The 25,285-nt window shown below is 66.6% G+C and carries 19 protein-coding genes and 1 pseudogene; 13 read left to right on the forward strand and 7 right to left on the reverse strand.

Annotated features, from left to right (window positions below; genetic code table 11):
* Nucleotides 1-20: 20 nt before the first annotated feature.
* The gene (locus QRT08_RS01165) at nucleotides 21-365 is read right to left on the reverse strand and encodes a MoaD-like domain-containing protein (RefSeq protein ID WP_286043740.1); all 345 of its coding nucleotides are present in this window, start codon (nucleotides 363-365) and stop codon (nucleotides 21-23) included.
* Between the two features lie 128 nt (nucleotides 366-493).
* Between QRT08_RS01165 and QRT08_RS01170 the strand changes: the two are divergent.
* A pseudogene (locus QRT08_RS01170) lies at nucleotides 494-1,770 on the forward strand (MFS transporter).
* 18 nt (nucleotides 1,771-1,788) lie between these two features.
* On the opposite strand, the gene QRT08_RS01175 reads toward QRT08_RS01170, so the two are convergent.
* From QRT08_RS01175 to QRT08_RS01185, 3 genes are all read right to left on the reverse strand, one after another.
* Nucleotides 1,789-2,964 carry a pyridoxal-phosphate-dependent aminotransferase family protein gene (locus QRT08_RS01175; RefSeq protein ID WP_286043741.1) on the reverse strand — a complete coding sequence of 392 codons (1,176 nt, stop codon included), beginning with the start codon at nucleotides 2,962-2,964 and terminating at the stop codon, nucleotides 1,789-1,791.
* Between the two features lie 61 nt (nucleotides 2,965-3,025).
* The gene (locus QRT08_RS01180) at nucleotides 3,026-3,319 is read right to left on the reverse strand and encodes a DUF5779 family protein (protein ID WP_286043742.1); all 294 of its coding nucleotides are present in this window, start codon (nucleotides 3,317-3,319) and stop codon (nucleotides 3,026-3,028) included.
* A gap of 120 nt (nucleotides 3,320-3,439) precedes the next feature.
* Complete coding sequence (locus QRT08_RS01185; RefSeq protein ID WP_286043743.1) at nucleotides 3,440-3,892, reverse strand: ferritin-like domain-containing protein; 453 nt, start codon at nucleotides 3,890-3,892, stop codon at nucleotides 3,440-3,442.
* 259 nt (nucleotides 3,893-4,151) lie between these two features.
* On the opposite strand from QRT08_RS01185, the gene QRT08_RS01190 reads away from it, so the two are divergent.
* The 8 genes from QRT08_RS01190 (at nucleotide 4,152) to QRT08_RS01225 (ending at nucleotide 12,590) form a co-directional block, all read left to right on the forward strand.
* A complete protein-coding gene (locus QRT08_RS01190) occupies nucleotides 4,152-5,426 on the forward strand; it encodes a LeuA family protein (protein ID WP_303650203.1) in 1,275 nt (424 codons plus the stop codon).
* A 315-nt stretch (nucleotides 5,427-5,741) separates the two neighbouring features.
* Nucleotides 5,742-7,508, forward strand: coding sequence for a biosynthetic-type acetolactate synthase large subunit (ilvB, locus tag QRT08_RS01195; RefSeq protein WP_286043744.1), 1,767 nt, complete (start codon nucleotides 5,742-5,744; stop codon nucleotides 7,506-7,508).
* Entirely contained in the window at nucleotides 7,505-8,179 is a 675-nt protein-coding gene (ilvN, locus tag QRT08_RS01200) for an acetolactate synthase small subunit (protein WP_286043745.1), read from the forward strand. The genes ilvB and ilvN overlap by 4 nt, the downstream gene beginning before the upstream one ends.
* A complete protein-coding gene (ilvC, locus tag QRT08_RS01205; RefSeq protein ID WP_286043746.1) occupies nucleotides 8,176-9,219 on the forward strand; it encodes a ketol-acid reductoisomerase in 1,044 nt (347 codons plus the stop codon). Before ilvN ends, ilvC begins: the two co-directional genes overlap by 4 nt.
* Nucleotides 9,212-9,475 carry a DUF7989 family protein gene (locus tag QRT08_RS01210; RefSeq protein WP_286043747.1) on the forward strand — a complete coding sequence of 88 codons (264 nt, stop codon included), beginning with the start codon at nucleotides 9,212-9,214 and terminating at the stop codon, nucleotides 9,473-9,475. The genes ilvC and QRT08_RS01210 overlap by 8 nt, the downstream gene beginning before the upstream one ends.
* Nucleotides 9,472-10,893: a 3-isopropylmalate dehydratase large subunit gene (gene leuC / locus QRT08_RS01215; protein WP_286043748.1), complete on the forward strand. Its 1,422-nt coding sequence runs from the start codon at nucleotides 9,472-9,474 to the stop codon at nucleotides 10,891-10,893. The genes QRT08_RS01210 and leuC overlap by 4 nt, the downstream gene beginning before the upstream one ends.
* 97 nt (nucleotides 10,894-10,990) lie before the next feature.
* Complete coding sequence (leuD, locus tag QRT08_RS01220) at nucleotides 10,991-11,620, forward strand: 3-isopropylmalate dehydratase small subunit (RefSeq protein WP_286043749.1); 630 nt, start codon at nucleotides 10,991-10,993, stop codon at nucleotides 11,618-11,620.
* On the forward strand, nucleotides 11,613-12,590 hold the full coding sequence (locus tag QRT08_RS01225; RefSeq protein ID WP_286043750.1) for an isocitrate/isopropylmalate dehydrogenase family protein: 978 nt from the start codon (nucleotides 11,613-11,615) through the stop codon (nucleotides 12,588-12,590). The genes leuD and QRT08_RS01225 overlap by 8 nt, the downstream gene beginning before the upstream one ends.
* Nucleotides 12,591-12,774: 184 nt before the next feature.
* Here the strand turns inward: QRT08_RS01225 and QRT08_RS01230 are convergent, their stop codons facing one another.
* Together QRT08_RS01230 and QRT08_RS01235 are read right to left on the reverse strand one after the other, a co-directional pair.
* On the reverse strand, nucleotides 12,775-16,935 hold the full coding sequence (locus QRT08_RS01230; RefSeq protein WP_286043751.1) for a multicopper oxidase domain-containing protein: 4,161 nt from the start codon (nucleotides 16,933-16,935) through the stop codon (nucleotides 12,775-12,777).
* Between the two features lie 722 nt (nucleotides 16,936-17,657).
* Complete coding sequence (locus tag QRT08_RS01235) at nucleotides 17,658-18,143, reverse strand: winged helix-turn-helix domain-containing protein (protein WP_286043752.1); 486 nt, start codon at nucleotides 18,141-18,143, stop codon at nucleotides 17,658-17,660.
* A 593-nt stretch (nucleotides 18,144-18,736) separates the two neighbouring features.
* On the opposite strand from QRT08_RS01235, the gene QRT08_RS01240 reads away from it, so the two are divergent.
* The gene (locus QRT08_RS01240) at nucleotides 18,737-19,735 is read left to right on the forward strand and encodes a lipid II:glycine glycyltransferase FemX (RefSeq protein ID WP_286043753.1); all 999 of its coding nucleotides are present in this window, start codon (nucleotides 18,737-18,739) and stop codon (nucleotides 19,733-19,735) included.
* Between the two features lie 77 nt (nucleotides 19,736-19,812).
* Here the strand turns inward: QRT08_RS01240 and QRT08_RS01245 are convergent, their stop codons facing one another.
* On the reverse strand, nucleotides 19,813-21,063 hold the full coding sequence (locus QRT08_RS01245) for an RNA-guided endonuclease InsQ/TnpB family protein (RefSeq protein WP_286043754.1): 1,251 nt from the start codon (nucleotides 21,061-21,063) through the stop codon (nucleotides 19,813-19,815).
* A gap of 248 nt (nucleotides 21,064-21,311) precedes the next feature.
* Between QRT08_RS01245 and QRT08_RS01250 the strand changes: the two genes are divergently transcribed.
* The 3 genes from QRT08_RS01250 (at nucleotide 21,312) to QRT08_RS01260 (ending at nucleotide 24,942) form a co-directional block, all read left to right on the forward strand.
* On the forward strand, nucleotides 21,312-22,046 hold the full coding sequence (locus QRT08_RS01250; protein ID WP_286043755.1) for a lamin tail domain-containing protein: 735 nt from the start codon (nucleotides 21,312-21,314) through the stop codon (nucleotides 22,044-22,046).
* 373 nt (nucleotides 22,047-22,419) lie between these two features.
* On the forward strand, nucleotides 22,420-22,995 hold the full coding sequence (locus QRT08_RS01255) for a DUF7344 domain-containing protein (RefSeq protein WP_286043756.1): 576 nt from the start codon (nucleotides 22,420-22,422) through the stop codon (nucleotides 22,993-22,995).
* Nucleotides 22,996-23,121: 126 nt separating this feature from the next.
* Nucleotides 23,122-24,942, forward strand: coding sequence for a hypothetical protein (locus QRT08_RS01260; protein ID WP_286043757.1), 1,821 nt, complete (start codon nucleotides 23,122-23,124; stop codon nucleotides 24,940-24,942).
* Nucleotides 24,943-25,285: the final 343 nt, after the last annotated feature.

Below are 25,285 nucleotides of genomic sequence, written 5' to 3' on the forward strand. Positions count from 1 at the left end.
CCATCGAAGTCTGATACGAGTCATCCCGGTGCCCGGAACGTTTTGAGCCGGAACCGGAGGATGACCGGTTCGAGAACGTCCTCCTCACCGGACCACGTTATCGTGACCTCGGTGAGTCGGTAGGACGGCCCGACGGGGACTTTCCGGGCCGAGAGGTGAGCTTGCCATCCGTCACCTTCGACGTCGTTCTCGCCGACGCGCTCGCCGCCGAGGGCTTCGAGATACCCCACGGACTGTTCGAGCGTCACACCGCGGAACTGCCGGGTCTCGCGTAGAACCCTGCCTTCGACCGAGCGTTCTATTGGTGGCAACGCGTACAGCCCCGCTTTCAGGTGTCGCAGTCCTGGATCGAGTTCCGATGACATGTATGGCCATCCAATAGTTGTATTTCTAATGGGATAACTATGCTCCGGATTCCCACATTTGAGGACGACTCCGGATGCCGGTAGCTACGTTTCGAAATAGCTATCTCGCGGCCCTCGGGAGGTCCGGTGTGAACCACGACCGGTTGCAGTTTCTCACCCTCTACACCACGCGATTCGCCGAGGGGTTCGGGTTCATCACGCTGATCACGCTGCTGCCGTACTACATCAACGAACTCGACCCCTCCGCGACGACCGTCCTCGGCGTGACCGTCGGCGCCGGCTTCGTCATCGGGATGTACACCAGCGGCTTCACGCTCGCCCAGACCGTCGCCGTGGTGCCGATCGCGTGGGCCGGCGACCGCTTCGACAAACGGCTGGTCCTGCTGGTCTCGCTCGGGGTCGGGATCGTCGCCTACGCCCTGTTCCCGCTGGTCGATTCGAGCGCCTCGTTCGTCCTCGCACGCGGGCTTCAGGGGATCGCGGTCACCGGCGCGGCGCTGATGAGCCTCTCGCTGGTCGGCCAGATCGCCACCGCCGGAACCCGGGCGAACTACATCGGGAAGGCGAACGCCGCCAGTTTCGCCGCCTCCATTCTGGGAAGCCTCTCGGCGGGCGCGCTCTACGAGGCGTTCGGCTTCACCCCCGTCTTCGCGATCATCGTCGTCCTCACCACGGTAGCCTGGTTCGGCGGGTTTCGCTACCTGAACCCCGACGAGACCCGCGTTCCGGGCTTTCCATTCACCGACCTCGCGCTCAATCGCCGGATCCTCACCGTGACCTCCTTCCGGATGCAGTACGCCTTCGCCGTCACGCTCGTGCGCACGTGGGTGCCGATCTACGCCGGCGTGACCGCCGCACAGGGCGGGCTGGCATACGGCGCGCTCGCGGTCAGCCTCACCGTCGTCGCCGAGAAGTTCACCAACATGCTGTGTCAGCCCTTCACCGGCCGGCTCTCGGACTCGTACGGCCGGGCCGCGTTCGTCTTCGTCGGCGGCGGTCTATATGGGATAATCGCTCTCGCGGTCCCCTTCTCGCCCGCGATCGGCGCGACCCTCTCCCTCCCTGGAAGCTACCCCCTCGTCGGCGCGTCTCGCCGGCGTTCCTCCCGCTACTCGCGCTCTCGGGGCTGCTCGGGGTCGTCGACAGCCTCCGCGAACCCGCGAGCATGGCGCTGTTCGCCGACGAGGGGTCCAGCGAGGGCGGGGTCGCCTCCAGTTTCGGCCTCCGCGAACTCGTCTGGCGCCCCGGCAGCGTGATCGCGCCGCTTCTCGGAGGGTGGCTCATGACCGCCGTCGGCATGGCGTCGGTGTTCTACGTCGGCGGCGCGTTCGCCATCACGGGCGTGCTCACCATGCTCGCCGTCCTCCTGCACGATCACGGGGCCGGCGCGCTCGCCGAGTGGTGAGTCCCGGCGAGCGCGCCGTCAGTCGTCCGCGACCGGCGTGTCGGCCTCGATCCGCCCCGCCTCGTAGCCCTCGGCTTCGAGGACGGCACCGAGCGCCGACAGCAGGTGGCTGACGTTCTTCTCCCGTGCGGAGTGGCCCATACAGCCGATCCGCCAGATCTCGCCGGCCAGATCGCCCAGGCCGGCGGCGATCTCGACGTCGTACTCGACGAGCAGGCGCTCGATCACCGCGCCGTCGTCGACGGTCTCGGGCACCCGGACGGCAGTGAGACTCGGCAGCCAGCACGCCTCGTCGGCGTTCGTCGCGAGCCCCATCCCCCGGAGGCCCGCCCTCAGCGCGCCCGCGACCTCGCGGTGGCGGTCCCACCGCGCCTCGATCCCCTCCTCGCCCACGAGCCTGAGCGCCTCGCGCAGCGCGTAGACGTTCGTGATCGGGGCGGTGTGGTGATACGCCCGCCGTTCGCCCCAGTACCCCTCCAGCAGCGAGAGATCGAGGTACCACGACCGCGGTTCGTCCTCCCGACCGAGCACCTTCGCCATCGCCCGGTCGTTGAGCGTCAGCGGGCTCGCGCCGGGCGGGCAGGAGAGACACTTCTGGGAGCCCGAATAGGCGACGTCGATCCCCCACTCGTCGACCCGGAGTTCGACCCCGCCGAGCGTGGTGACGGCGTCGACGATCACGAGCGCGTCGTTCGCGTGGGCGATGTCGGTCAGTCGCGCGACGTCGGGCTGGCGCACGCCCGTCGAGGTCTCGCCGTGGACGAACGCGAAGACCGCGGGGGAGTGCTCGGCGAACGCCCGCTCGACGTCGGCGGGATCGAGCGGCCGGCCCCACGGCGCGCTCACACGGACGACGTCGCCGCCGGCACGCTCGGCCATGCTCGCCATCCGCGCGCCGAAGTAGCCGTTGTCGGGCACGAGGACGGTCTCGCCGGGTTCGACGAGGTTCGAGAAGGCGGCCTCCATCGCCGCCGATCCCGTTCCGGAGACGGGAAGGGTCCACTCGTTGTCGGTCCGAAACGTGTACCGAAGGAGGGCCTGGGTCTCGTCCATGATCTCGAGAAACGAGGGGTCGAGGTGCCCGACGAGCGGCGTGCTCATCGCGCGCAGGACGCGGGGGTGGACGTCGCTGGGGCCGGGCCCCATCAGCGTTCGGTCGGGCACCGTGAGTTCCGGGACGGCGGGTCGCTCCATGGCCCGTCGGAGGCGACGGGCCTCCAAAAGTATCCTCGGCTTAGCGGCGGTTCACGTCGCCTTAGAGGCGGTCGGTGTCGACCGTCACGCCCTCGGGAGTGACGACGAGGAACTCCCGGAAGTGGACGAGTTCGCCGCCCGATTCGCTGATCTCGCGGGCGAACCCGCTCGCCAGTTCGTTCAGGTCGCCGTCGACCGCCAGCACGAGCACCTCGCCCCGTTCGGTCGCGGCGATCCACTCCTCGGGGGGCGTGGTGCCGTCGAGCACGCCCAGCGTGATCGTCGTCTCCTCCTCGTCGTCCCCGTCGTCGATGTGTTCCTCGACCGATCTGAGGTCGAGGTTGAAGTCGGCCATACACGGGGCTGGTTCCCGCTCGCAAAAAACCTAGCGTCGCCCGGTGCTCGTACCGTCGGACTTGTGTGACGATCCCCCCCGCCTCGTAGCGGGGAAGATCTGTAAGTACAGCCGACGGTATCAGTCCTTGTACTCCCGTCGGAAGCCGCGGAACTCCGCGCGGTGGGCCTCCTCGTCGCCCAGCAGTTCGACCGCGAGGTCCTCGGTGACGGGGTCGTTGGCCTCCTCGGCGGCGTCGATCAGCGAGCGATACGTCGAGATGGCGTCGTCCTCGGCCTCGATGACGCCGTCGATCACGCTGAGGATGTCCGTGCTGTCCTCGGGGGGCTGGAGGCCCTCCTGGGCCGCCTCGAAGTCGAACGACGCCGGCGGGCGGGCGTCGAGCTGTTTCAGGCGCTGGCCGAGCATCCGGGCGTGGTTCAGCTCCTCGTCGACGTCGAGATCGAGGCTCTCCTTGATCCCCTCGGCGTGGACCCCGTCGAGGACGATCGAGTTCGTCAGGTAGTTCATCACCGTCTCGAGTTCGTCGTTGTACGCCTCCCGCAGGAGGTCAATGACCTGATCGTTCGTCATACACTCGCCGTTCGAGTGCCAGCCCCTTCAGTGTACACGCTGCGACAACGGGTGTCCAGTTTCGATGCGCGCGCGCCGTCTCGAGTGTATATTTCGTAAAAAATAGCACGAAAATATTTCGCCTGTCGGTTCAGGGACGTGATCGATCTCGATACCGTATCGAGGTGACTAATGGGATTAAGGTCATTATATGGGCGTTCCCTCGTGCGGTTTCGCGGAACGTAACGGTCGACCAACTGGTTCGCGGGATCGCGGCGGGCTGTCACAGCGGTGGGTTTATGTACTCCGACGGCTCTGGACCCGAGTACCATGTCCAATAACAACATGGACGCCTCCGACACCAGTCGGGGGGGTCGAGTTCTTCCAGGGCACGTTAGCCTCCAGTGACGAGATAGAGACGGTACGGATTTTCGACACCACGCTGCGCGATGGTGAGCAGACGCCACGCACGTCGTTCAGCTACGACGACAAGCGCGAGATAGCGGCGGTGCTCGACGAGATGGGAACCCACGTCATCGAGGCGGGCTTTCCCGTCAACTCCGACGCGGAGTTCGAGGCGGTCAGCGACATCGCCGCCTCGACGACCTCGACGGTCTGCGGGCTGGCTCGCGTCGTCGAGAAGGACGTCGAGAGCGCGATCGACTCGGGCGTGGGGATGGTCCACGTCTTCGTCTCGACGAGCGACGTCCAGATCGAGGACTCGATGCACGCCACCCGCGAGGACGTAAAGCGGCGGGCCGTCGAGTCCATCGAGCGAGTGAACGACGCGGGCGTCGAGGTGATGTTCTCGCCGATGGACGCCACGCGCACCGACAGCGAGTTCCTGATCGAGATCCTCGAGGCCGTCGACGAGGTCGGCGTCGACTGGGTCAACATCCCCGACACCTGCGGGGTCGCGACCCCCAGCCGGATGGGGGCCTTGGTTGAACTGGTCCGAGAACACACCGACGCGCGCGTCGACGTCCACGCCCACGACGACTTCGGGATGGCGAGCGCGAACGCCATCGCCGGCTTCGAGGCCGGCGCCGAACAGGCCCAGGTCAGCGTCAACGGAATCGGCGAGCGCGCGGGCAACGCCGCCTACGAGGAGGTCGTGATGGCCGCCGAGTCGATTTATGGAGTGGATACCGGGATCGACACGACCCGGATCACCGAACTCTCGCGGATGATCGAGGAGAAAAGCGACGTCCCGGTCCCTGCCAATAAACCGATCGTCGGGGCCAACGCCTTCAGCCACGAGAGCGGCATCCACGCCGCGGGCGTCATCGAGAACTCCGACACGTTCGAACCGGGGATCATGACCCCCGAGATGGTCGGTGCGAAGCGCGAACTCGTGTTGGGCAAACACACGGGAACCCACTCCGTGCGGGAGTTCTTGACCGAGGCCGGGTTCGACCCGACCGAGAGCGAGGTCCGGGAGATCACCCGCCGGGTGAAGGACTACGGCGCGGAGAAGAACCGCGTCACCCGCAGCGACGTCGAGCGCTTCGCCCGCGAGATCGACGTCGCGCGCCACGAGGAGGTCAGAGCGTAAGATGCCCCCTCGAGAGCCCGCCGCCCAGCGACGCCGCGGCAACGCTTGTCCGACTCGCAAGGGTTATTATCCCCGCCTGCCGATTCGCGAGATAGATGCACGCGACCACCGCTTTCGGATCCGCAGGGACCGACAGCGACGCGGTCGTAGCGCGCGCGCTCATTATTGTAGGGGTCTAGCCCCTACACCATCCACCCTTCCTGACCCGTTCGAATCGCCTTCGAGAGTTCCAGCACGCGCGCTACCCATGTACACACCACGCAGCCGCTGTCGACCGCCGTATCGCCCACGAACCACCCACGAATCGAGCCACCGATGAGCGAACAACCACCCGCCACGTTCGAGGAGGAAGGCGAACCGCTCGATGGGGTCGAAAGCGAGACGTCCGTCGCGACGCCGGTCTCGACCGGCGCGGGGTCGGTGATCCGCGCGCTCGAGGGCGCGGGCGTCGAGACCTGTTTCGGCGTCCAGGGCGGGGCGATCATGCCCGTCTACGACGCGCTGTACGATTCGGAGATCCGCCACATCACGATGGCCCACGAACAGGGCGCGGCCCACGCCGCCGACGCCTACGGGATCGTCTCCGGGGAGCCGGGCGTCTGTCTCGCGACCTCGGGACCGGGCGCGACCAACCTCGTGACCGGGCTCGCCGACGCCTCGATGGACTCGGACCCGGTGGTCGCGCTCACCGGGCAGGTGCCGACCGCGTTCGTCGGCAACGACGCCTTCCAGGAGACCGACACCACGGGGATCACCACCCCCATCACGAAGACGAACTACTTCGCAACCGATTCGGACTCGGTGGGAGACACCGTCGGCGAGGCCTTCGCCGTCTCGGGGTCGGGGCGACCCGGCCCCACGGTCGTCGACCTGCCGAAGGACGTGACCAACGGCCCCACTGAAAACGAACCGGGCGAACCCCGAACGCCGAGCACGTACGACCCGCCGACCACGGCCGATTCGGAGGCCGTCGAGCGGGCGGCCCGAACCATAGAACGCGCCGAGAAGCCCGTCATCCTGGCGGGCGGCGGCGTGATCAAGGGCGAGGCCAGCGAGGAACTCCGAAAATTCGCCACCGAGTACGGGATCCCCGTCGTGACGACGATGCCGGCGCTGGGGGCGTTCCCCGAGGATCACGAACTGTCGATGGAGATGGCCGGGATGCACGGCACCGGCTACGCGAACATGGCGATCACCCACTGTGACGCGATGCTCGCGGTGGGCTGTCGGTTCGACGACCGTCTTACTGGTGGCGTCGAGACGTTCGCGCCCGACGCCGAGATCCTGCACGTCGACATCGATCCCGCGGAGATCTCGAAGAACATCGAGGCCGATGTCGCGCTGGTCGGCGACGCCGGATCGGTGCTCGAACAGTTGGACGACGAGATGGCCCGCGCGCCCGACGTTCCCGAGTGGCGCGAGCAGTGTCTGACGTGGAAGGCGGAGTACCCGATGGACTACGCCGCGCCCGAGGACCGGCCGCTGCGCCCGGAGTTCGTCGTCGAGGCCTTGGACGAGGCCACGCCCGAGGACGCGATCGTCACTACTGGTGTTGGCCAACACCAGATGTGGGCGTGTCAGTACTGGACCTACCGCCACCCGCGGACGTGGGTCTCCTCCCACGGGCTGGGGACGATGGGCTACGGGCTTCCCGCCGCGATCGGCGCAAAGGTCGCGAAACCGGACCGGGAAGTGGTCTGCTTCGAGGGCGACGGCTCCTTTTTGATGACGTGTCAGGAGCTGGCCGTCGCCGTCAGGGAGAACCTCGACATCACCGTCGCGGTGTTGAACAACGCCGCGGTCGGGATGGTCCGCCAGTGGCAGGACGCCTTCTTTGAGGGCCGTCACTCGGCCTCGCAGTACCCGTGGGTTCCGGCGTTCGACAAGCTCGCCGAGGCGTTCGGCGCGCAGGGATTCTCGGTCCACGAGTACGACGAGGTCGCCGACACCGTCGAGGCCGCGCTGGCCTTCGAGGGCCCGTCGGTGATCGACTTCCACATCGACCCCGGCGCGAACGTCTACCCGATGGTTCCCAGTGGTGGCGACAACGGCCAGTTCGCCCTCTCGGAGGACCAGCTATGAGTCAGCAGAACGAACAGCAGCAGGTCAACCGGTTACAGGGACCCGCCCCAGAGGACCGACCGCGGCCGTCGGGCCGGCGCAATAGCCAAGGAATCCGGATCGATCCCGAGGTCGAGGCCGAGCCCGTTCCGAGACGGACGGTCATCTCGGCGCTGGTCGAGAACGAACCCGGCGTGCTCGCGAAGGCCTCTGGCCTAGTCTCCCGACGGCAGTTCAACATCGAGAGCCTCACGGTGGGAACGACGACGAACCCCGAGACCTCGCGGATCACGCTCGTCATCGAGGAGCCCGAACCGGGGATCCGGCAGGTCGAAAAGCAGTTGGCGAAGCTCCTGCCCGTGATCTCGGTCCAGGAGTTGAGCAGCGACGCGATCCGCCGGGAGCTGGTGGTGCTGAAGGTTCACGGCGACGAGCCCGACAAGGTCCAGGCGGTCACGGAGATGTACGACGGGACCGTGCTGGATGCGGGTCCGAGAACGATCTCGATCGAGATCACCGGCGACGAGGGGAAGATCGACGACGCGATCGACGCCTTCCAGCAGTTCGGCATCCGCGAACTCGCCCGGACGGGCCAAACCGCGATGGCTCGGGGCGACGTCTGGACGACCGACATCGAGGAGGAACGGTACGAACGAATGCACGAGGAGTGGCGGAAACACGACCAACAATGACAGACGACGCATCCATCTACTACGACGAGGACGCACAGCGCAGCCAGATCGAGGACAAGACCGTCGCCGTACTCGGCTACGGCAGCCAGGGCCACGCCCACGCACAGAACCTCGCCGACAGCGGGATCGAGGTGCTGGTCGGCCTGAAGGAGGACTCCGCCTCGCGCGAGGCCGCCCGCGAGGACGGCCTCGAGGTCGGGACGCCGAAAGAGGTCGCCGCGGCGGCCGACATCGTCAGCGTACTGGTGCCCGACACCGTCCAGCCGATGGTTTACGACGACATCAAAGAGGAACTCGAACCGGGTAACACGCTGCAGTTCGCCCACGGGTTCAACATCCACTACAACCAGATCCAGCCCCCCGAGGACGTGGACGTGACGATGATCGCGCCCAAGACGCCCGGCCACCTCCTCCGGCGCAACTACGAGAACGACCAGGGCACGCCAGCCCTGCTCGCAGTGTATCAGGACGCGACCGGCGAGGCCAAAGAGGAGGCGCTCGCGTACGCCCAGGCGCTGGGCTGTACGCGCGCCGGCGTCGTCGAGACCTCCTTTAGGGAGGAGACCGAGACCGACCTGTTCGGCGAGCAGGCCGTCCTGTGTGGCGGGATCACGAGCCTGATCAAGCAGGGGTACGAGACGCTCGTGGACGCGGGCTACAGCCCGCAGATGGCCTACTTCGAGTGTCTCAACGAGATGAAGCTGATCGTCGACCTGATGTACGAGGACGGCCTCGGCGCGATGTGGGACTCCGTGAGCGACACCGCCGAGTACGGCGGGCTCACGAAGGGCGACGTGGTCGTCGACGAGCACGCCCGCGAGAACATGGAGCAGGTGCTCGAAGCGGTCCAGGACGGCACGTTCGCCCGCGAGTGGATCGCGGAGAACCAGGCCGGCCGGCCGAGCTACACCCAGCTCCGGCAGGCCGAGAAGAACCACGACATCGAGGAGGTCGGCGCGGAGCTACGGGCGCTGTTCGCGTGGGCCGACGAGGAAACCGAAGACGAGGACGAACAGGAGAGAGTGACCGCGGATGACTGACGACAACGATACCAACACCCAGCGGATGAAGGACGTCGACCACACCCACCCCCACGACGACCGCAGTGCGGGCGCGCTGTTCGCGCGCGGGCCGATCGTGGTCGCGGATGGGGGTGAGAGAAATGCCGGGACCGAGCGTCGAGATCGAATGAGGGACGTCGATCACACCCCGCCGCACGACGACGAGGGCGCGAAGCGCGTCTTCGAGCGCGGCGAGGAGTACGACGAGGATGAGGAACTGGTAGTAGAGGAATGAGCGAAGGAACCCTCTACGACAAGGTCTGGGACAGACACGCGGTGACCGAACTGCCGACGGGCCAGACCCAGCTGTTCGTGGGGCTTCACCTCATCCACGAGGTGACCAGCCCGCAGGCCTTCGGCATGCTCAAGGAGCGCGACCTCGAGGTCGCCTATCCCGAGCGAACGCACGCGACCGTCGATCACATCGTCCCCACCGCCGACCAGTCACGGCCGTACGGCGACGACGCCGCCGAGGAGATGATGCGCGAACTCGAGGCGAACGTCCGCGAGGCGGGCATCGAGTTCGATAGTCCGGATACCGGCGATCAGGGGATCGTCCACGTCATCGGCCCCGAGCAGGGGATCACCCAGCCGGGGATGACGATCGTCTGTGGCGATTCGCACACCAGCACTCATGGAGCGTTCGGCGCGCTCGCGTTCGGGATCGGCACCAGCCAGATCCGCGACGTGCTCGCCACCGGTACGGTAGCGATGGAGAAACAGAAGGTCAGAAAGATCGAGGTCACGGGCGAACTCGGGCCCGGCGTCACCGCGAAGGACGTCGTCCTGACGATCATCAGGAAGTTAGGAACCGAGGGCGGCGTCGGCTACGTCTACGAGTACGCCGGCGAGGCCATCGAGTCGCTGGGGATGGAGGGTCGCATGTCGATCTGCAACATGTCGATCGAGGGCGGGGCCCGTGCGGGCTACGTCAACCCCGACGAGACCACCTACGAGTGGCTGCGGGAGACGGACGCGTTCCGCGATGACGAGGAACGATTCGAGAAGTTGAAACCCTACTGGGAGTCGGTTCGCAGCGACGAGGACGCCGAGTACGACGACGTCGTCACGATCGACGGCAGCGAGATCGAACCCACCGTCACGTGGGGAACCACGCCCGGTCAGGGGATCGGGATTACCGAACCGATCCCCCATCCCGAGGAGTTGCCCGCGGACAAGCAGGACACCGCCCGGCGCGCGCAGGAACACATGCGCGTTTCACCCGGCGAGACGATGGCGGGCTACGGGATCGACGTGGCCTTTCTGGGATCGTGTACGAACGCCCGACTGCCCGACCTCCGGGCGGCCGCGGAGATCGTACGGGGGCGAGCGGTCGACCCAGACGTGCGCGGGCTCGTCGTGCCCGGCAGCCAGCGCGTCCAGCAGGCGGCCGAGGAGGAGGGGGTCGCGGACGTCTTCCGCGAGGCCGGATTCGAGTGGCGAAACGCCGGCTGTTCGATGTGTCTCGGGATGAACGAGGATCAGTTAGAGGGCGATCAGGCCTCGGCGTCGTCGTCGAACCGGAACTTCGTCGGTCGCCAAGGATCGAAGGACGGTCGGACGGTGCTGATGAGCCCCGAGATGGTCGCGGCCGCCGCGATCACCGGGGAAGTCACCGACGTGCGGGAACTGGAGGAGGTGGTCTCGGCATGAGCCAAACGAGGCGCAACGGGCCTCGAAAACGCGAACGGTTGTCGACCGTGAGCGGGCGAATGCGAGCACGCCGGAGCGCGGCTCCGGAGGTGGTCGCATGAGCGAGGACGCGCCGGTCGAGACGATCGAATCGGTCTCGGGGACCGGCATCCCGGTCCGCGGCAACGACATCGACACCGACCAGATCATCCCCGCACGGTTCATGAAGGTCGTCACCTTCGACGGGCTGGGCGAGTTCGCCTTCTTCGACCAGCGATTCACCGGCGAGGACGACGAGAAAGAGCACCCATTCAACGAGGAGCAGTATCAGGAGGCGAACGTGCTGGTCGTCAACGCCAACTTCGGCTGCGGTTCCTCGCGCGAGCACGCCCCGCAGGCGCTCCAGCGCTGGGGGATCGACGCCATCGTCGGCGAGTCCTTCGCGGAGATCTTCGCGGGCAACTGCCTCGCGCTCGGCATTCCCACGGTGACCGCGAGCACCGAGGAGATCGGCGCGCTGCAGGCGTACGTCGAGGAGAACCCCGACGCCGAGATCACCGTCGACGTCGAGCGAGAGATCGTCACGTACGGCTCGGGCGACGAGGAGAAGGCCATCGACGCCGACGTCGCGGACGCCCAGCACAAGGCGCTCGTCGAGGGCGTCTGGGACACCACGGCGCTCATGAAGGCAAACGAGGCCGCCGTGCGCGAGACCGCCGACTCCCTGCCGTACATGAGCGATGACTGAGGAGATCGCCGTCATCCCCGGCGACGGGATCGGAAAGGAGGTGACGCCGGCGGCCCTCGAGGTCCTCGAAACGGTCGGCGAGTTCGAGTTCGTCGAGGCCGAAGCGGGCGACCGTGTGAAGGAGGAGACCGGCGAGGCCCTGCCCGCCGAGACCTACGAGTTGGTCGCGAGCGCGGACGCGACGTTGTTCGGGGCCGCGGGCGAGAGCGCAGCGGACGTGATCCTTCCTCTCAGGGAAGCGGTCGGCTCGTTCGTCAACGTCCGGCCCGCCCGCGCCTATCCCGGCGTGGACGCGCTGCGCCCCGAAACCGACCTCGTCTTCCTGCGGGAGAACACCGAGGGCGTCTACTCGGGCCACGAGAACAGGTTGAACGAGGACCTCTCGACGCTGACCCGCGTGGTGACGAGTTCGGCCTCCGAACGTCTCGCCGAGTTCGCCTGCGAGTACGTTTCTGACGGTGAACACGACGGCTTCACCGTCGCCCACAAGGCCAACGTGATGCGCGAGACGGACGGACGCTTTCGCGAGGACGTACTGCGGGTCGCCGACGAACGCGGCGTCGACGCCGACGAAGTGCTGATGGACGCCTTCGCGACCCACGTCTGTCTCGACCCTGAACAGTTCGAGGTGATCGTCTGTCCGAACCTCGCGGGCGACGTGCTGTCCGATTTGGCCGCCGGCCTCGTCGGCGGGCTCGGCCTGCTGCCCAGCGCGAACATAGGTACGGAAAACGCGCTGTTCGAACCGGTTCACGGCACCGCCCCGGACATCGCGGGCGAGGGGGTCGCCAACCCGACCGCGGCGATCCTCTCGGCGGCGATGCTGCTCGACCATCTGGGCTACGACGAGGAGAGTACACGGGTCGAGGAGGCGGTGACGGGCGTGCTCGAAGCGGGTCCCAGAACCGCCGATCTCGGTGGCGAGGCGAGCACGGAGGACGTCACGAGCGCGGTCGTCGAGCGGCTCTGACCCCTTCGGACCGGGTGAGGGCTCGATCGCCCGTCGGTGGAGAGGTGGAGGGTCGTTCTACGTCAGCGGGTGGTTACGGGGCCGTCGAACCGCCGGTCGGATCCGACGGCCGACGACGCACGCGGGGTCGGCAATCGACGGGAGCGTGACGGGTGGCGGATCCGGTCCGGTCGAGGTGTCGATCCTAGCCTTCCGGTTCGATCCACTCCAGACCGCCCGTCGAGTCCTTCGAGTCGTCACGGTTGGTCGATTCCTCCTTCTTCCCGTCGGCTTTGCCTCGCCCGTGCATCTCGCGCTCGCGGTCGGGGAGCGCGAGGGGCGCTCGGTCGAACCCGTCGGCGTCGTTTCGGACGCGCATGATCCCCCAGAGGCCGCCCTCGAGGTAGTACTTGGTCTTTCGCTCCTGGTAGACGTAGTCGCCGGCACCGTTGGCACCGCCGTCGAGCACGAGTTCGCGGGCCGCGCCCGTCGAGATGTCGTCCTGCGTGCCGACCAGCCGCGCCTCCGGAACGTTGTTCCGCCGCCACTGGTGACCGGCGCAGTGGAACGAGATCCCGTTGGCCCGATCCGCAGGCTGGCTCACGCGCAGCGTCACCGGGTCGTCCGCGTAGGCCCGGAGGAGCGGCGTGTTCGGATCGCCGTGGACCTCGGAGCTGTAGACCTTGTACTGGCGCTCGTCGTTCGCGAACCGACGGGCAAACGGTTCCGAGCGGTAGTTGATCCCCTGGAACCCCTGGTCCTCCTGCTCGCCGATCTGGTTGCAGGGGGCATCCATGACCTCCTCGAGGTCGACGTCTTCCCCGAGTCCGACCCGCGGGATCGGACAGCTCCCGTCGTCGTTGACGATGTACATCCCCTCGGTGAACAGTAAGGCGAACTCGCGGAAGTCCTCGCCGTCGTGACCCGTGATCATCGCCTGCGTGCCGTTCTCGACGGGCTCGCCCGTCTCAGGGTCGAGCCACTCCGAGCCCTCGGGCTCGACGATCAGGTTGCCAAAGGCACCGTGGTGGCGATTGCTGCGCACGTCCGCGAAGTCCGAGAGGACGCCCGTCCCGATCGACCGGGGCTCGGGCCCGTTGGTCTCCCCGTCCTCGGTGGCGGTGGTCGGCATCGGCGCCGGGTCCGCGAACCAGCGGTAGGTGCGCGTCTCGCCCGGCGCGACCGTCGAGTCGAAGTTGAATCCGGCCGCCATGCCGGACGATCCCTGGTCGTCGAACAGCAGGTTCTGGGGCGTCAGCGAGATCCGCTTCGAGCGCTCCCAGTCGGCGTCCGGCTCGATGTCGAACGTCGGGTGGGCGTGGTCGTCGTCGAGGTCGCCCAGCGCGTTGGTGAGGTTGATCTCGACGCAGTCGCCGGCGTTCGCCCGGATCACGAGCGGTTCGGGGTTCTCCCCGTTCTGAACCGCCTCGACCTCGTCGTCGAGCACGTAGACGATCCCGTGGGGGTCGTGATCGCCGTAGTCGTTGTACTCGATCTCCGTCTGGATCGCGGTGACGTCGTACGTCTGGGTCGGCGTCCCCTCGGGACAGGGGTTGCCGGGATCGACCGCCTCGGGCGGGCGCTCGCCGACGCTGTCGTTCCGGCGTTCGTCCTTGTCGGGGACGAACCGGCGGTCGTCGTTCTCGCCGTAGAGTAACTTCGCCTTCTGACCGAACTCCGTCCAGTCGAAGTCGCTGAACGGGGCGGGGTGGCCCATCTCGCGGAGCTCCTCGGTGCTGATCCTTCCGCTGGGGGCGTCGCGGTCGGGTAGCGCCTGGAGGTGGTCGACCTCGGCGCCGAACAGCCGGAAGAGCCCCCACATCCCCTCCCAGAGGTCCTGCACCATCTCCGAGCCGTAGACGTGGTCCCAGATCGGCAGCCCGTCCGGATTCGGCTGTTCGTGCAGCGGGTCGATCAGCGTATCCTCCATCGTGAGTTCGAAGGTAAAGGCCTCGGAGGGACCGATGATCTGGGAGGTCGTCTCCGCGCGCTGGAGGCCGTCGGGCTGGCCCCGGACGCCGTGGATCGTGAAGTTGTGCTGCTCCTCGTAGGGGCCCTGGAGCAACCGGATCCGGACCGGGTCGCCCGTGTAGGCCTCGAGGGTGGGCGTCGGCGGGTCGCCGTGGAGCCGCGAGCTGTGGAGGTAGGCGGGATCGTCGTGGTTGCGCCGGAAGTACGGCGCGGTGCGGTAGTTGATCGCGCCCGAACCCGCGTTCTGGTTGTGCTCCATCTGCTGGTTGATGAACTCGCCGTCGCAGTCCTTCAGCGGCGCGAAGTCGTGGTAGAGCAGCGCGAACTCGCGGAAGGGGTCCCCGTCGCCGGGGTCGATGATCGCCTGGGTCCCGCTCCGGATCTCCTCGCCCGTGTGGGGGTCGTGCCACGTCGAGTCCTCGGGCTCGATGACGATCGCCGCGAACGTGCCGCTCTGGGCCTCCGGAATGCCGGTGATGTGATCGTGGAAGAAGATCGTCCCCTCCTCGTTGGCGAACCAGCGGTACTGCATCGTCTCGCCCGTGTCGGTCCCTTGGTCGTAGTTGTACCCGACGATCGCCGAGTCCGACGCGAGCGGATCGAACCTGACGAAGTGGGGGTGGACCGATTTGCCGAGTTCGAGTTCGTTCTTCATCGTGACCTCGACGCAGTCGCCGACGTTCGCGCGGATCACCAGCGGCTCGGGGTTCATCTCGCCGTTGCGCACCGCCTCGGCGTCCTCCTCGAGGACGTAGACCTTCCCCTCGGGATCGTGGTCGCCCGCGTCGTTGTAGACGACGTTCGCCGGCAGCGCGACGATCGTGTACTCGCGGGTCTCGCCGAGCACCTCGGGGTCGATCCCCTCCGGATCGCAGGGGTCGTGGTACGGCGCGCCGGGGACGACGTCGCCGAGCGCCGCCGCCTCGTCGGGCTCCTCCGCTTCGCGCTCTTGGGATCCCGGCGGTTTGGGCGGGAGTTCGCCGTCCTCGCCGGGGATGAAGTCCGGGAAGCCCTCGATCTCGGAGTTCGCGTCGAGCGGCGGGTCGTTGTTCTCCAACAGTTGGAGGTCACCGCGTTCCTTGTCGAGCACGCGCATCATCCCGTTCATCCCCTCGCCGTAGTGGGGGAACATGTGGCAGTGGAACAGGTAGTCGCCCGTGTGCTCGTCGTCGCCCGCGCCGACCTCGAAGGCCTCGTCGGACCCCAGGTCGGGCGAGAGCGAACCCGGGCCGTGAGCGACGGTCAGGCGGGCCTCGAAGCTCGCGGTCGGGCCGATCGTCTGGGAGTCGATGGTGTCCGACTCCGATTCGCCGGTAATGCCCTTCCAGCGGTGGCCGTGCAGGTGGTGAACGTGGTTCTCCTCGTGTTGGGCGCCGACGACGCACATCTTGACGGGATCGCCCGTATAGCAGGGGAAGACGAGGTCGCCGCCGCCGGGGTCGCCGTGGACCCACGAGCTGTAGAACGTCTCCTCTTCCTCCATCTCCTGCTGACCGCCGAGCCGCGCGCTCGTCGTCGCCGCGCGGTAGTTGATGCCGTGAATGCTCTGTGGCGTGTCGGTGCCGGGCCAGACGGGGTCGCTGCCGTCGGCGTTGACGACGTCGATCGCGTCGTGATAGCAGACGACGAACTCGCGGTGGCTCACCCCGTCGGGCTCGTGGATGTCGGCTTTGACCCCGCTCGGCAGTTCCTCGCCGGTCTTCGGGTCGGTCCACGTGGCCCCGGGCGACTCGACCGAGAGCGCGCCGAAGAGGCCGCGCGACTGGAGGTTGTTGTCGTCGAACTCCTCCTCGGGGTCGCTCAGCATCGCGGGGCTGGCGCCGTCGCCGAAGAAGTGCGTTCCCTGGTGGTTCGCGTACCAGCGGTACGTGATCGACTCGCCCGGCGCGACGGTCGTGTCCTCGTTGAACCCGACCGCGAGGCCGTCGCTCTCGTCGACCTCGTAGGGGAGGCCGTACTGGTGGATCGAGGCCCGGCAGTCGAGGTGGTTGTGGAAGTCGATCTCGACGACGTCGCCCTCGTTCGCGCGGATCACGAGCGGTTCGAGCACCGAGGTGTCGACGTCGCCGCCGGGCGCACAGCCCGAGGCCCGGCGGGCGGCCTCGAGGTTCTCCTCGAGGACGTAGATCACGCCGTTGGGCTGGTGTTGGCCGAACGCGTTGTAGACGATGTCGACGCTGATCGCGTGGACGTCGAAGTGGCGCACTTTGCCGCCCTCGTCGGGCGTCTCCGGGACCATCTCATCGAGGTCAAAATTCTTGGCAGCGCCGCTCAGCGTCGTGGCCGCAGCGCCGGCACCGATCATGAACTCCCGCCGCGTGGTGGCCGGCCGGTCGAACGACTGTTCTCCGTTCTCGCCGTCGTGTTGACGGACGGTCGATGGCTCGTGTCTCATGTCTTCGACACAGGAGCCGTACCGACGGGACCGATACTGTTATGCGGAAATCATATGTGATAAGATAGGAATAGGATCTGAGCGGTGAACGAGCGATCGTAAGCGGGCGATAAACCGTAAATGACGGGATAAAATTATTACCGTTTTCGCTAGTATATCGTCACCTTTCCATCGAAATACCGGTGTAGAGGTCCGATACGCCCGATTTGGATAGTCCACGAATCGGACTGGATCGGAACGTGTCTCCGATCTGAGAACGTCTGTATCCGGGTCGTACCGCCAGCTATCCTCGGCCTACCGCGGGTGGAAATCATGTAATCTTTCGTGGATGTCGTCCCCTATTCGCCGTTCGCCGTCCATCGTGGCAGCCGAACCGATATTCCGTTGGCCGTCACTGGTCGACGAACGGCCGTCCGGTCGCTCGGAGCCGCTCACGGGTGTGGCCGGCGCGGGCGATGGGATCGGAGCGCGAGTGCGAGCCCGCGGCCTCGACGGTCGATACCGGGGACGACCCCGGCGGAATGCGGACCGTGACGACGGGGACGGTTCCCCGCTCGGGGAAATAGGACGTATCGTAGCCAGCCGGAGACGGGGCGCGTCTCGACCGGGGCCGTCGTTCGATTCGTGGAGAGGAAATCGCTGAACGTCTACGATAACCCCGACGAGTACTCGTTACCGGGGCGCTCGTGGTCGTGCGCGAAATCAGGGTCAGGGCGAGGAGGTCACTGCAGGGGGTCGGTCTCGTCGACCGCCTCGTCGCCGTTCGTCTCGATCCGAAAGCGCAGGTCCTTGCCGCTGAGCGCGATCCGGAACCGTTCGAGCGAGGCGTCGTCGAGGAGCAGGTCGTCCGAGAGCGTCCCCGAATCGTTCGATCGGATCCGCGCTTCGAACCCGTTCGGGCCGATCTGGAGCGTGATCTCGCGGCCCGTGGTTCGAAAGCGCCGTCGCTGCTGGTTCCCCTCCGCGAGCGTCATCGACTCCTCGAGCAACCCGAGGTCGACGAGGTCGTTCACCCGCCGGTAGATCGTCGTTCTCGACACCTCGCAGGCCTCGAGGAGGTCGTCGATACCCACCGGCTCGCCGGCCGCCTCCGTGAGGATCGTGCGCGCGGATCGGTTGCCGAGCGTGTCCAGAAGCGTGGAACAGTCCGTCGAGATCACGGCGTACGTCGTCGGTTCGTCAGGTTCGTGTGCGTTGTTGCCTATCATTGTCGTATCGGTCCGTCGTCGAGCGTGTCTGTCTCTGCCGTTCGGCGGGTCGGGTCCCGAACGGCGTCCCGATCCATCCCGGCTCCCGGGAGCCGAGCGTCCGCCACCTTCCAGACGGTGTGGCACGGCGACACACGACTATGAGCGGCCTGCCGGGAAGTAATGCGGCGGCTACCGCACCGTCCCGGCCGCGCGTTCGCCGCGCGATCGCGGTAATCCGTCCTTTCACGCTTCCCTCGTGACTGGTTGGATAAATAACTATTCGTTCCCAGCGAGTGGGATCACACGCCGATAAACCGCCCGTTTATCCGGTACGTGTCCGGTATCGGACACGTCGGATCGGGGATCCCCGTCTATAACAATGGTCGTCTGCGGTGGACCCCCCGTCCAGAGCTCTGATCACAGCGCATGAGTACACCCGGTTTCGGATTCACCACTCCTCGCTCGCGGCGGGTCGCCCCGCCGGCCCGGGCGAACACGGACCGTGCGACGGACAGCGACGGCTACGAGACCCCGGTTACGGGGGCGCGCGACACGCCGAACGGCCCGCGAGGGGCGCCTCGACGGCGCCCACGCCTTCTCGGGGTGAGCCGATGAGCATCGAGATCCGCGAGGCGAGCGATCCGGCGGAGTGGAACGGGTACGTCGAGCGCTCGCCGCAGGGGACGGTGTTCCACCGCGCGGAGTGCGTCTCGGTGCTGGCCGACCACGCCGACGGCCGGGCGCACCTGCTGGTCGGCTACAAGGGCCAGGAACCCGTCGGGGTCTTCCCGGTGACGGCGATCTCGAGGGCGAGGATCACGACCGCGTTCTCGCCGCCGCCGGGCTTTCTGATCCCGTATCTCGGGCCGGCGCTCCTCTCGAACGGGAGCCTCAAACAGCGCAAGGCCGAGAAGCGCCACCACCGATTCGTCGAGGGCTGTCTGGAGTGGATCGAGGGCCGATACGCGCCCAAGTACACGCACGTCCGGACCGCCTGCGGCTACGCGGACGTGCGCCCGCTCGCGTGGAACGGGTTCGACGTCACCCCGCAACACACCTACGCGGTCGAACTCGGCGACGACGAGGAGGGACTGCTGATGCGCTTCAGCAGCGACGCGCGGAGCAACGTCCGCAACGCCGAGGACGACGACTACGAGATCGACCTCGGCGGGCGCGGGGCGATCGAGCGGATCGTCGACCAGCTCGAGCGCCGGTACGGCGAGCAGGACGAGTCCTACCTCCTCGACGCGGGGTTCGTCACCGACCTGTACGACCGCCTCGGCCCCGACCACGTCAAGCCGTACGTCTGTCGGGTCGGCGGCGAGTTCGTCGGCGGGATGATCGCGCTCGCGGACGACGAACGGGTCTACCGCTGGCAGGGCGGCGCGAAATCGACCGGCGGCCTCCCGGTCAACGACCTGCTCGACTGGCGCATCATGCGCGAGGCCATCGACGCGGGACGGCGCGAGTACGACCTCGTCGGGGCCGACACCGAGCGCCTGAACGGCTACAAGGCGAAGTTCAACCCGGCGCTTCGGACCTACTACAGCACCGAGCGCGGGAGCCGCCCGATGCGGATGGTGGCCGGGATCTACAAGCAGTTCCGGTAAACTACCCTACCCTACTTCGCTCACCCCATACGGGATTCGCTCGTTGAGGGTAGGGCTTTGATGTGGACTCCCGGCAATCAGTCCCCGGCAATAGACCGGTGACTCTTGCCGTTCAACATCCCACCATTCAAACGCACGTTTACTGGTGCGTCTCCGCCCCCCGACGTGGGCGAGGAACGGAGTCTGTGGTGCCGCTTCCGGGCGTACCGTAGCCCGATGTTCTTCGCACCGTTGTAGTCCGCGTTCACTTCGTACCCACACTTTTGGCACTTGAAGTGTTCTCCGTGGCGGTTGTTCTCGTGAGTGAACCCACAGTCCGTCCGAGAACAGCGTTGGGACGTATGGTTCGGCTCAACTTGTTCGACGGTGACGCCTCTCTCGGGCGCTTTGTAGGAGACGTACTCGAACAGGCGTCGGAACGCCCATACGTGGTGCCACTTCGCCTGTGGAAGTCGCTCACGAATGTCGGTCAAGTCCTCGAACACGATAACGTTGCAGTCGCGTTCGACGGCTTCCGAGACGATCTCGTTGGCGACCGTGTGGATGTACTGCTTTCGCCACGCTTCTTCTCGCTTTCCGAGGCGAAGGAGCGCGTTGTGCGCGGCTTGCGTCCCGCGCTGTTGCATCTCTCCCCGTCGCTTCTCGAACTCGCCACACCAGTGGTCGTACTCGTCGCCCTGCCAGAACGTTCCGGTCGAAGCCACTGCGAGGCTGTTGACGCCGAGGTCGATACCGAGGACTGTTTGTTTTTGGTGCTCGGTATCTTCCGAAACCCCGGATTCGTCGTTGTCGTACTTTCGCGTCGTGATGTGAAAGTAGAACTCGTCAGTCGCCATGTCGTATTGTAGTGTACTCGCCCGGAACTCGTACTCCTCCGAGAGAACGTACCGTTCGTAGGGAGTTGGGCTATCCGCCGGAAGTTCGAAGTCGCACTCAACGCGCCCGTTGACGGTCGAGAGGGACACACGGTCGCGGTAGAAGGTCGCGCTCCGCTTGTCGTAGACCATGCTCCATGATGTGAACTCCGGCTGGCTCACACGCTTGCCCTGTTTCCACCGTTCGACGCACCCTTTCGTCGCTTGCACGGCGCGTCGGATGGCCTCTTGAACGAGGTTTGCGGTGAGGTCGGTTTCCGCCCGGAGGTCCTTGTAGAGCGCGTCCCGTGCGGTCGTATTCGCCGTAACGCAGTTCGTGTAGGATTCGTCGTTCCAACAGAACTCGGCGGCACGGTTCGCGCAGTGAAGGAACTGTCGGGCGGATTCGTGGAGGTCGTCGAGGCGCTCATCGGGGACGATGAGTTTGACCGGCGCGGTTCGACGCACCTCCATGTTTCAGATTACTGCCCAACGGTACTTATACGTTCAGGAGTCGGGTAGCTACCGTCGTGCGGTTGCGTCGTCCTTCGTCGGTTTCCTCTCCGACCTACTCGCTCCCTTCGGTCGCTCCTTGAGGTCGGAGGCTCCACCTCGAATTATGCTGATACCGTTGGCTCTCGTCGCCCCGCTATCATGATATTGTCGTGACAGCAACGGCAACGTTTAATCACGTGGTCTTTGTTCGTCCGACTGGTATCTCTATGACACAACACTCTACAGGCAAAACAACGAGGGGGATCGCGACACGGCGGACGGTTCTGAAGACCGGGCTGGCGGTCTCCGCGGCGGCAGTTGGCGTTTCAGCAACAGGTATCGGGGCGGCCCAATCGGAGCTCGACCTCTCACTCGACGTGGATGCGGAGGCCGAGTTGGTGACGATCACCAACAACGGCGACTCGGAGGCCGACCTGAGCGGGTATCAGGTCAACTTCGAGGCGGGCGAGGACAGCAACGTGGATCAGATCCGCACGATCGCGGACGGCGCCGTCATCGGGGCGGGCGAGTCCGCAACGCTCGCGACGGGCGCCGGCGAGTCCGGCGACTTCTCGCTGACCGAGCCCTACGACGGGGAGGTGCTGAACAACGACGGATCCGACGTGGTGGCGATCCTGACGCCCGGGGGCGACGAAGTGGCCCGCTCGGATGGCGCCAGTAGCGGGGGCTCCGATTCGGGAGGGAACGAGTCGGGCACGGATGATGGGGACTCTGATTCGAATGACGGGGGCGGCGACGAGGCGCCCGATGAGGACTCGTCTACAGGCGATGAGGAGTCCACAGGGGATGATGGAGATGAGCAGTCCGGTGACGGCGATGGGAGTCGCACCAGCGACACTGAGTCGGCTGGTGGAGACGAGTGCCCCGATGAGACGGATGCTGACGGCGACGGCGTGGTTGCAAGCGAGGATGCTGACGATGACTGCGCGAAGATCCAGTAGCTGAACGAGCCAGTCTCCGATTCACACGTCCGCGTGTGTCTTCGAGGCAGTGCTCAGCTCCCGTTTTCGATTTCGCAGTCGCGTCTCGGAACGGAGTAGAGCGGCGTTTCGACGCGAGACAGGTATCCGTGCTCGGTGAGGTCGCCGTTCAGATCCGCGATCGCCTCCACCAGTCGGCGAGCGAGTCGAACCCGCTCGGGTGGACGGACGGCTCGAGGTCGTCGTCATCGCGCGGATCGATCGTGCCGAGAAAGAGGACGCGACGATCTCCTCCTCCGAAACGGTTGTAGGGCGGCCCTACGGTGGGTAGAGCTGCGCTACTCGTCGTACCCACGGCATAACAAGATGTAAACGAGCTATCGTGTATGTCGGAATGTCCGCCGAGCCACTCACACCGACCCGTTCGACCGGAACGCGCGACCTCGTCGGCCGCGTTCCCGACTCGCTTCGCGCGTTCGTCCGTTCGGAACACCGTCTGGAGAAGGAGGAGGTCTTCGACCTCCTCTACAACCCGCGGCGGCGCGCCACGCTGCAGTTGCTCGCCCGGCGCGACCGGCCCCGCACGATGGACGACCTCGTCGATCGGATCGCGGCCGAGGAGAACGACGTCCCGATCGACGAACTAGAGCGCCAGCAGCGCCGGCGCGTCCACGTCTCGCTCTACCAGACCCACCTCCCGCTGCTCGACAGCGTCGACGCGATCGAGTACGATCCCGAGACCAAGGCGGTCGCACCGGGGGCGTGTCTGGAGGAACTCCTCCCGTACCTCGACGTCCCCGGCACGACGCGGGTCCCGTGGCGGACGTACTACGGGCGGGTGCTGGCCGGGTACGCCTGCCTCGGCGCGGTCGTCCTCGGGGGGCTGGTCGGCGCGCTCTCGCTGTCGACGCTCGCGCTGGTGACGACGGTCCTGTTTCTCGCGCTCGCGCTCGTTCAGGGGTCCTACTAGCGCCCGTCGCCCCATCCCGGTTTTCCCGGCGTTCGCGTCGATGGGGAGCGCCGCGTCGAGCCGTAAGCGATGGATAACAAGGCCGATCTGTGGCGATTCCCCGACGATGAGACCGGAGGGACACCGATGGCGCTGACCGACCGCTCCGACGGTCGGCGCCGGAAGACCGAAGTGACGCTCGCGGTCGGCTACGCGGCGCTGGCCGTCGCGATCCTCGTCGCCCGCCGCGCCCCGGCGACGGGCCACGAGGTATCGATCTACACGGCGACCCCGCCGGGTTTCTGGGTCGGCATGGCGCTGGCGCTGGTGATCGCGCTGCTGGTGTCGCTGTACGCTCGAAGCGACCGGTTCCGGTCGCTCGCGGTCGCCCTCGCCGTCCTGAGCGGCGTGGCGTTCGGCTCGCTCCCGGTGATCCGCGGGTACTTCTTCTACGGGCTGTACGACTCGCTGACCCACCTGGGCTGGGCCAACGACATCGCGAGCGGCGCGCTCGCACCGACCGGGCTGATGTACCCCGGCATCCACATCGTCTCGTTGTTCGTCGCCGCCGTCACGGGGTTCGACACGTCGACGGCGATGTTGCTGATGGTCGCCTGTATGTTCGCGGTGTTCCTCGTGTTCGTCCCGCTGTGCGTGCGGGCGATCGTCCCGTCGCGGCCCGCGCTGGTCGTGGGCGCGTTCTCGGCGCTCTTGCTGTTGCCGATCACCCAGATGAGCACGCACCCGAGCGCCCACACGATGTCGCAGGCGATCCTGTTCTCGACGCTGCTCGTGTTCCTGCTCGTGCGCTTCCTCGCGACGCCACGGGACAGCCCGGCGCTGCGACCGCTCTCGCTTCTCCTGGCGCTCGTCGCCGGCGTTGTCGTCGTGTTCCACCCCCAACTCGCGGTTCACCTGCTGGTCGCGCTCGTCGGGATCTGCGCCTTCCAGTTGCTCTACCGGGTCGTCACGTCCGACCGCCCGCTGCACACCTACCCGACGGTCTACAGCCACACCGTGTTCCTCCTCGGGGTGTTCGTCCTCTGGTCGGCCAACCACGACCTCTTTTCGGGGATCGCCACGCAGGCGATCACCAGCGCGATCGCGTTCGTCCTCGGGACGGGCACCCAGGAGGCCGGGTCGTCGATCGCCTCGCAGGGGTCGTCGCTGCTCGCGATCGGCGGGAGCATCGAGATCGTCTTCTTCAAACTCTTCTTCGTGAGCCTGGTGTTCTGTTTCCTCAGCGCGGGGCTGTTCCTCGCGACGTTCAGTTCGTGGGGCCGGCGCGCCGGCTACACCTCGACGCAGATCCAGTACCTCTCCGCGGGCCTCGCGGCGCTCTTTCCGGTGTTCGTCTTCTACTTCATCGGGACGCTCTCGGAGATGTACTTCCGGGTGTTCGGGCTGATGATGCTGTTCGTGACGATCCTCGGGGCGGTCGCGATCACCGTCGGAGCGCAAGGGCTCGCGGGGCGCTTCTCGAGGCGGTCGGTCAGACCGGTCGTGGCCGGCCTGTTCGTCGTCCTGCTCGTCCTCGCGCTCGTGGCCGCCTTCCCCTCGCCGTACGTCTACCAGCAGTCGCCCCACGTCACCCACCAGCAGATGCACGGCCACGCGCTGGCCTTCGAGAACCAGCAGGGCGATACCCAGTTCGCGGGGGTGCGACAGGGGCCCTACCGGTACGTCGACGCCATCGAGGGCGGCGGCCGGACCAGCGAACACAGCGAGCAGGTCCCTGCCGAGCGCATGCACGACGGCTTGCCGGCGTACTTCGAGGGCGATCGGTACGTGGTGGTCACGGAGATAGACGAGCAACGCGAGGTCGAGGCGTATCGAGAACTCCGGTACGCCGAGGAGGACTTCGCCGCCATCGAATCCCAGCAAGGCGTCCACAACGTCCAGTCGAACGGCGAGTTCGACCTCTACATGGTTCCCGAGCAACGGAACCCGGACGACCCGCCCGCCTGATACCGTCGGTCATCCCCCGTGAATCGATCGCAGACGGGACCCACTCGCACGGCGGCCCGTCACAGCGGGCACGCGCCGTCCGATGGTCCATGACCGAGAGTATACGCCGTCGTCCCGGAGCGCTGGCGGTCGGGATGAGCCTCCTCGCCACGACACGCCCGTAGGGCCGTACTACGCCGGCGCTTCCCGGAGTAGGATCCAGTGAACCGCGCACGCACCGGATAACAATCCCCCCCGCCTCCCTACGGACGGACGCCGTGGGCGATTACAGCACATCCCACGGCCGGCGTTTCACCGAGGGGTGTTCGTCTGCACGCGCGCGGGGATCGAGGCTCGGGTCCCC

Source organism: Halalkalicoccus sp. NIPERK01 (genome assembly GCF_030287405.1).
Classification (GTDB): Archaea; Halobacteriota; Halobacteria; order Halobacteriales; family Halalkalicoccaceae; genus Halalkalicoccus.